Genomic DNA, 7,122 nt, shown 5'->3' with positions numbered 1-7,122 from the left:
CGTTCACTTTGATCCGCTCCAATGGGACTCAGCCACGTTGGCCAAGAGACTCAAGGCCTTACCGCGACGAGAACCAGGCCAGGCTGAACCACCAGGCATTCTCCATGAGATTCCCGTCTTGTATGGTGGCGAGTGGGGACAGGACTTGGAAGAGGTCGCCACGTTCGCCGGCTTACAACCCGCTGAAGCCATCGCGTTGCACGCCTCAGTGCCCTATCGCGTGTATATGCTCGGATTCATCCCAGGATTTCCTTATCTGGGACTCGTCCCCGAACAGTTGGCCATACCTCGCCGAGCAACCCCACGAACGAAGGTGCCGGCCGGATCGGTCGGCATCGCCGATCGCCAAACTGGGATTTACCCCACGGCGACTCCAGGCGGTTGGCGGCTCATCGGTAGAACACCGATCTCTCTGTATCGGAAGACGAGGACCAATCCGTTCTTATTGAAACCAGGTGATAGAGTCCGATTCAAACCGATTGTACGGGATGAGTTCGATCAGCTGAGCCGCGAGACTGAAACATGACGACCATTGATCTGAACAGTGATATGGGCGAGTACGACACCCCTGAGTGGCTGGCTCGTGAAGCCGAACTCATGCCACTGATTACATCCGCTAACATCGCCTGCGGCATTCATGCAGGAAATCCTGATCTCATGCGCCGAACTGCAACGCTGGCCTCACAGCACAACGTAGCCATCGGTGCCCATCCAGGATTCCCCGATGCACAAGACTTCGGACGCCGGGATCGTCAGACTTCTGCAGAAGAAGTTGAATCGCTCGTCTCCACACAGCTAAAACATTTCGCCGATGTGGTGGCATCTGAGCGACTGACGTTCACCCATGTCAAACTACATGGCGCGCTCTATAACCTGGCAGCGAAAGATCCCTCGGTGGCCGATGCCGTTGCACGAGCCGTGACATCATTCGATCCTCACCTGCTGCTGTTCGCCCTAGCTGGCTCAGAACTCGTAAAAAGCGGGAGAACTGCCGGACTGACCGTGATACAAGAAACATTCGCCGACCGCGCCTACAGGTCTGACGGCACATTGGTTCCTCGCTCGCAACCTCATGCGCTGTTACGGACCGAGAACCAAGTTCGTCGGCAATTACGCGAGATCCTCAACGGCTATGTCACGAGTATTGACGGGCAGCGAGTACTCATCCTGGCCGACAGCCTGTGCGTTCACATCGACACTCCCCAGGCGGTTGAGTTCCTCCAGCTTATTCGTCAAGAGCTTGATTCGGCTGGTATCCGTATTGCCAAGCCGCTCCAGACATGACGGCACTTCAACCAGCAGAGATCCTTGTGGTCAAGGGCGGGTGGCTGACCACGGTACAAGACCTGGGACGCTACGGCCATCAGCACGATGGCGTGTCGGTCTCGGGAGCAATGGACTCTTTCTCCACGATCGTCGCCAATCGGCTCGTAGGAAACTCGGACCAAGCAGCAGTACTTGAACTAACCTTGAAGGGGCCGGAGCTCCAGTTTGAACAAGACGCAGTTATTGCCATCGCTGGAGCTGACCTCTCCCCAATGCTCGATGGTCGTTCCGTTCCGATGTGGGAACGCATGCGGATTCCACGCGGAAGTCGATTACGCTTCGGTGTGCCACGAGCCGGAGCTCGTGCCTATCTCGCGATCGCCGGCAGCATCGACGTCCCTCTGGTGCTGGGCAGTCGCGCAACCCATTGGGCAAGTGACACAGGGGGACTGCATGGGAAGCCGCTGAAACCAGGAGATATCGTGTGTGGTGGACGGGCACGACCATTCGTCAACCGGCGAAGAGCCGCCAGACTCCCCGACCCGCTCCGCCCTCGCTACGAACACTCCGTCACCCTTCGTATTATTCTTGGTCCGCAGGGGGATTACTTTTTGAAGAAGTCGATCACAACCCTGACAGGCTCTTCCTATACTGTCTCTCCACAATCCAATCGGATGGGGTACCGGCTGACCGGACCAAAAATCAACCCCAAAGGGTCGACTCCGTTCATCTCAGACGGCACAGCCACAGGAGCACTACAACTACCGCCCGATGGGCAGCCGATCCTTCTGATGGCCGACCGGCAGACCACCGGAGGCTATCCCAAGATCGCGGTCGTAATTTCTGCAGATCTTCCCCTTGCCGCACAACTGGCTCCCGGAGACTGCATTCGATTTGTTCTGTGCACTGTGGCTCACGCTCAGCGTCTGTTACGAATGCAACGTGCCCAACTCGACGCAGAGTTACCACCGTGAGACGGTCAGTCGCAGCAGATGGTCCCACTGAGCCACCATGAATCTATTTCGATACTCCGTGTATCGAAATAGATTCACCGTACAAATCCTCCTCCCATCAGGCAACGAAACAATGCTCCTACTTTTCCACTAGTCTCGAACATTCATTGTGGCAAACTACTTGCTTGTGCCACTCTAAATAGAATAGATAGTTGCACTAGGTGGCCGATAAAACAAACCCTGTAAGGAATACATCACCGTGGTAACCCCATGAGAAATATCGAGAGCCGTACGGCTCCTGCTCCTGGAACCTGCTTCTCACGTTGGATACCACGTAAGGCCACTCTGATAGCCTGGCTGACCGGTCCAATTCTCTTACGCCCCCTCAACGCACTACTCCGCCGTCTGGCGCCGATCCTCACATTCGGCCGACGTGTCATCGTGAGTTGCCATGCCGATGTCGTGGATACGTTGGCTCGCGATTCGGAATTTACAATCTCGGAAATCAACGCTGAGAGAACCAACCGTGACAACGGCCCTTTTGTGCTCAGCATGGATCGTTCCCTTCAGCACGATCGGGAAAAGACGCTCCTCAATAGTGTGATGAAACGGGAGGACATCGACCGGATCCGTGACATCGTCACCGATCACGTTCAGGAATGCCTCGATCGAGTCAACAGGCAAGGATGGATTGATACGGTCAATGACCTCACAAGGCGTGTTCCGCTCCGAGTGGTGGGAGAGTATTTCGGGGTGCCTGGCCCAGATGATACGGTGATGCTTCGTTGGATGCGCACACTCTTCCACGATCTGTTCCTTAACCTGACCAACGACAAGGGCGTCGCACAGAAAGCCGTCACCTCGTTCGAGGAAATGCGCCCCTACCTGTTGGGGTGGATCACTAGAAGAAAAGCAGAGATCACATCCAATCCAGACCAGACCAATGACGATGTGTTGACACGCATGCTCCACTGTCAGAGACAGCCAGAAATGGAGTGGTTGGACGACGATTGTATCAGGCGAAATATTTCCGGCTTGATCGTCGGCGCAGTCGATACCACGAGCGCTGCTGCAGCCAAAGTCATTGATCAACTCCTGCGGCGACCAAAGGAATTGCACGAAGCAAGACAAGCCGCGCACACAGGTGATGAGGCTACCCTGGGGCGATATGTGTGGGAAGCCCTGAGGTTCAATCCCCACAATCCGATCATCATTCGATATGGCCAGCCTGGATCCGTGCTCGGACAAGACGGATCGTACCCGCAAAGACTTTCGGGAGGGCAGACGGTCTACCTCGGAACACTCTCTGCTATGTTCGACCCGGCTGCGTTCCCCGATCCCGGAAGTTTCCGAATCGATCGGGACCCAAAACGCTATCTTCACTTCAGCGCCGGCCTCCACGCCTGCCAAGGTCGATACGTGAGTGGAATCCAGATCCCGTTGATCGTGGCAGGCATTCTTCGGTTGGCCGACGTACATCGCGCCCCAGGCTGGGATGGCCGCATCGCCTATGACGGCCCATTTCCAGACCGGATGATCCTCGAATTTTCGGTATAACACAATGGAGTAAGAACAGAGGAGGCCCTTTCATGCCGGATCAATCAGCATTCGCGGCTCTGTTCCCTGTGAGGGATGAGAACGTAAAGCCCTTACAGAAACTGCTGAATGCCGTGGGTCAGAACATTACGAAAGAACGGGAAGTCCTCATGGACAAGGTAGAAGGACTTCTTCCATCCACGCCGACACGACCGAGAGAACGGTGCTTTCTCGAGTTTCACAAACTGACGACTGTGCATTTTCTCCGCTGGGTGCTACTGGAACCAGCCATGGACGCTGAGGGAAGACGAATCAGTGCCAGTCTCGCCTTTGCAACCGACTATGACGGTCCTCTGAATGCGCATATCGATGAACTCATTACAGTAGCCGGTCCTGCATTGGACGCGATTTTCTCATTCTGCGACCCCGCACCCGCAACCGGCGCCATAAAGCCGTATCTGCTGGCTGCCCAACGTCCTTACGAGGCATTCTACCGTGGACATCCTGGCCGGTCCGCCCAACAAATCTGGGGGACCTCGAACAACAGTGAAGAAGAATTGCGCAAAGCACTGGGAAAGGGGTTGGACGCATCCCCACCACCCGCCACTGCTGAAGACGCGGTGACCAGATTGCGAAGGTCTGCCGGTCAGAGCGGATGGAAATCATCCCCAAACGCTGGTGAGCCACAGAAGCCTTCTTTAGGATCACGATCTTCTTGGATATTTGCCGGTGCCGTACTGCTTTTATTCGTCCTCCTCTCACCCTCGTGGTTTGTCCGATGTGTCGTTGCGGGTGTGGTTGTCCTGATCCTGCTGATTCTGTTTATCGGCCTGTGGGGAACGATCTTGAACCTGCTCGACCGGCGTGACCAGGTTCGTGAGCGCCGTTTGCTCGACCAGCATGGGCCTCCGCCGGATCCTGATGGCTCAAAGGATCCCTATGTCTCCGATCGCAGCCGCAGGCGACTGATGATCGTCACCGATCTGGAAAACCGACGCGGCCTGATACAAAACCAAATGACCCACGTCGTCAATATCAAACCTGGACGGATGCGCCTGGCGACACTACGGGCAGTGTTGTGGGCAATCAACCTACTCGGAAGCAGAGTTTTCGTTGAGGGCAAGCTGGGCGACATCCCGACTATTCACTTCGCGCGATGGATCCTCATTGACGACAACCGGCGGCTGCTTTTCTTCAGCAATTATGACTTCAGCTGGGAAAGCTATCTTGGCGATTTTATCGACCTGGCATCGGACGGACTCACCGGCATCTGGTGCAACACGACCTTTTTCCCTCAAACCAGAATTCCCGCCTGGACGATCATTCCCCGTGCCCTCAGACTCGTTCTGTCCACCCAATCACGGACCGGGAACCAATCGGCGAAGCGCCTCTTCGAACAAGGGGCACGCCGAGAACAGGAATTCAAAAAATGGACACGTGACCACCAGGTACCAACCCAGGTGTGGTATAGCGCATATCCCCTTTTGAGTGTCGTCAACGTGAATAACAATACCGATATTGCTCGTGGACTGTTCGAATCGCACAGCAGTGCAGAGCTGAGCGAATGGCTGAGGAAGGTGTGAATCATGCCTGCAACACGATGGCGAACATCGAGTAATCGTCACGTTGCTATTTGCTATAAAGTGAGGTGAAGAATGGGACTCGCTGGGGACTTTGACGTGGAGTTTCGCGACATTCAAGGATTGGTGCAACGTGGGTATAAGGAGTTGCCTGCAGCGGAATTTGTCCTGCTCCAAGTGATTGACGCGAAGCGTGCACGGGCCTGGCTCTCAAAGCTGGCCGACCGCATTGAGCCTGCGACGGCAACCGGTCATGACAAGGCAGATCGCGCGAGTGCACTTCACCTCGCCCTGACCTATCAGGGACTACAGGCTCTCGGTGTCGGCAAAGAGCTTCTCGACAAGTTCCCCCTCGCCTTTCGCGAGGGCATGGCGACAGTGCATCGAGAACGCCTCCTTGGGGATCGTGGTGCCAGCAGTGCCGCCAACTGGCGTTGGGGTAGTGCGCCGTGTCAACCAAATGCGGACGAGGAAGGGCTCTGCGAGACAGACCCTAAGTTGCACCTTATTCTATTGATGTATGCCAAAGACGGCCCAACGTTATCTCACATAAAGAAATCGGTACTGGATGAGCTCGACATGTCCGGGCTGCATACCATCACCGGGCTCGACACCGTGTTCTTGGCCGGTCCCGAATGTGATCCTACCGGAAACCCGAACGGACCGAAGGAGCATTTCGGCTTCCGCGACGGAATCGCCCAACCACATATCGCCGGGATGCCATCACGGGAGGATGGTCACGCTATCCCAGGCAACATCATTCCCACCGGTGAAATTCTCCTGGGGTATGCCAATGCCTATGGCGAAATGCCGGAAGGTCCTACGGACGCGAACGGCCAAGGGTTCGGCCGTAACGGCACATTTCTAGTCTTCCGACAATTGCACCAAGACGTCGTTGGTTTTTGGAACTACGTAGCCCGACAAGCCGCCGACAAAGGGTATGGCCCCGTTGAGCTGGCGGCAAAGATGGTCGGCCGCTGGCCGGACGGTACACCATTGGTCGAATCTCCGACGGGCCCGCAGCCGACCTTGCAGACACACGACCGGTTTGTCTATGCCCGTCATCAAACACACCCAGATCCCTTCGGGTTTCACTGCCCGATCGGTTCACATATCCGACGGACCAATCCCCGCGATTCCTTGAACGATGACCCTCAAAAGTCAGTGATGCTGTCGAATCAGCACAGGATCGTCCGTCGCGGACGTTCCTACGGTAAACCATTGGTACCAAATATGGATCCGGCTAAGCTGATGGATGCTCCAGACGACGGCGCCGAGCGCGGGCTGCATTTTATTTGCCTGAATGCCGCAATCGACCGCCAATTTGAGTTCGTCCAGAACCTCTGGGCCAACAACCCAAAGTTCGGTGGACTCTATGACGACCCCGATCCCCTCATCGGCGTATTGGACGGTGAGCGATCTACCTTCACCGTGCAACAAGAGCCGGTGCGTTGCACCTATTCTGACATGCCTCGATTCGTACAGATGCGAGGCGGCGCCTACTTCTTCCTACCCGGTATCGCCGCCATCCGGATGCTGGGAAGCATGAAATGACAACAGGCTACTACGAACGTACGGATAGCGTGGGATTGCCTTCGGAGCGTGATCACCCAATGACTCCCAGAAGAATACTGAATCCATTCAGATACGCACTGCATCAAAAGAGATACACCTGCACAGTTCTTGAGACAGGCCACCGTCATCATTCTGTATAAATTTTTCCAATTCGCTCCGTATTCCGCTTGGCCCGTTCCTTGCTCAACCTAGGTGGTACTAGGTCGGGAGAT

The 7,122-nt window shown here is 55.7% G+C and carries 6 protein-coding genes; all 6 read left to right on the top strand.

Translation table 11 applies throughout. The annotated features are described in order from the left end of the window. A partial coding sequence (gene pxpB / locus ACMTNU_RS16465) for a 5-oxoprolinase subunit PxpB (RefSeq protein WP_413936398.1) occupies positions 1–526 on the top strand: 526 nt, incomplete at its 5' end. Then, complete coding sequence (locus ACMTNU_RS16460; RefSeq protein WP_413936397.1) at positions 523–1,284, top strand: LamB/YcsF family protein; 762 nt, start codon at positions 523–525, stop codon at positions 1,282–1,284. The genes pxpB and ACMTNU_RS16460, both read left to right, overlap by 4 nt. Then, complete coding sequence (locus tag ACMTNU_RS16455) at positions 1,281–2,240, top strand: biotin-dependent carboxyltransferase family protein (protein WP_413936396.1); 960 nt, start codon at positions 1,281–1,283, stop codon at positions 2,238–2,240. The genes ACMTNU_RS16460 and ACMTNU_RS16455 overlap by 4 nt, the downstream gene beginning before the upstream one ends. Positions 2,241–2,489: 249 nt before the next feature. Further along, complete coding sequence (locus ACMTNU_RS16450; RefSeq protein ID WP_413936395.1) at positions 2,490–3,776, top strand: cytochrome P450; 1,287 nt, start codon at positions 2,490–2,492, stop codon at positions 3,774–3,776. Positions 3,777–3,808: 32 nt separating this feature from the next. Beyond that, on the top strand, positions 3,809–5,338 hold the full coding sequence (locus ACMTNU_RS16445; RefSeq protein WP_413936394.1) for a hypothetical protein: 1,530 nt from the start codon (positions 3,809–3,811) through the stop codon (positions 5,336–5,338). Between the two features lie 72 nt (positions 5,339–5,410). Beyond that, positions 5,411–6,889 carry a Dyp-type peroxidase gene (locus ACMTNU_RS16440; protein ID WP_413936393.1) on the top strand — a complete coding sequence of 493 codons (1,479 nt, stop codon included), beginning with the start codon at positions 5,411–5,413 and terminating at the stop codon, positions 6,887–6,889. The last annotated feature ends 233 nt before the right edge of the window (positions 6,890–7,122 follow it).

Origin of the sequence: Nitrospira sp. BLG_1 (genome assembly GCF_047338595.1) — a bacterium.
Classification (GTDB): Bacteria; Nitrospirota; Nitrospiria; order Nitrospirales; family Nitrospiraceae; genus Nitrospira_D.
The sequence above is the reverse complement of the archived record's forward strand: the minus strand, read 5'-3'. Positions and strand labels throughout refer to the sequence as shown.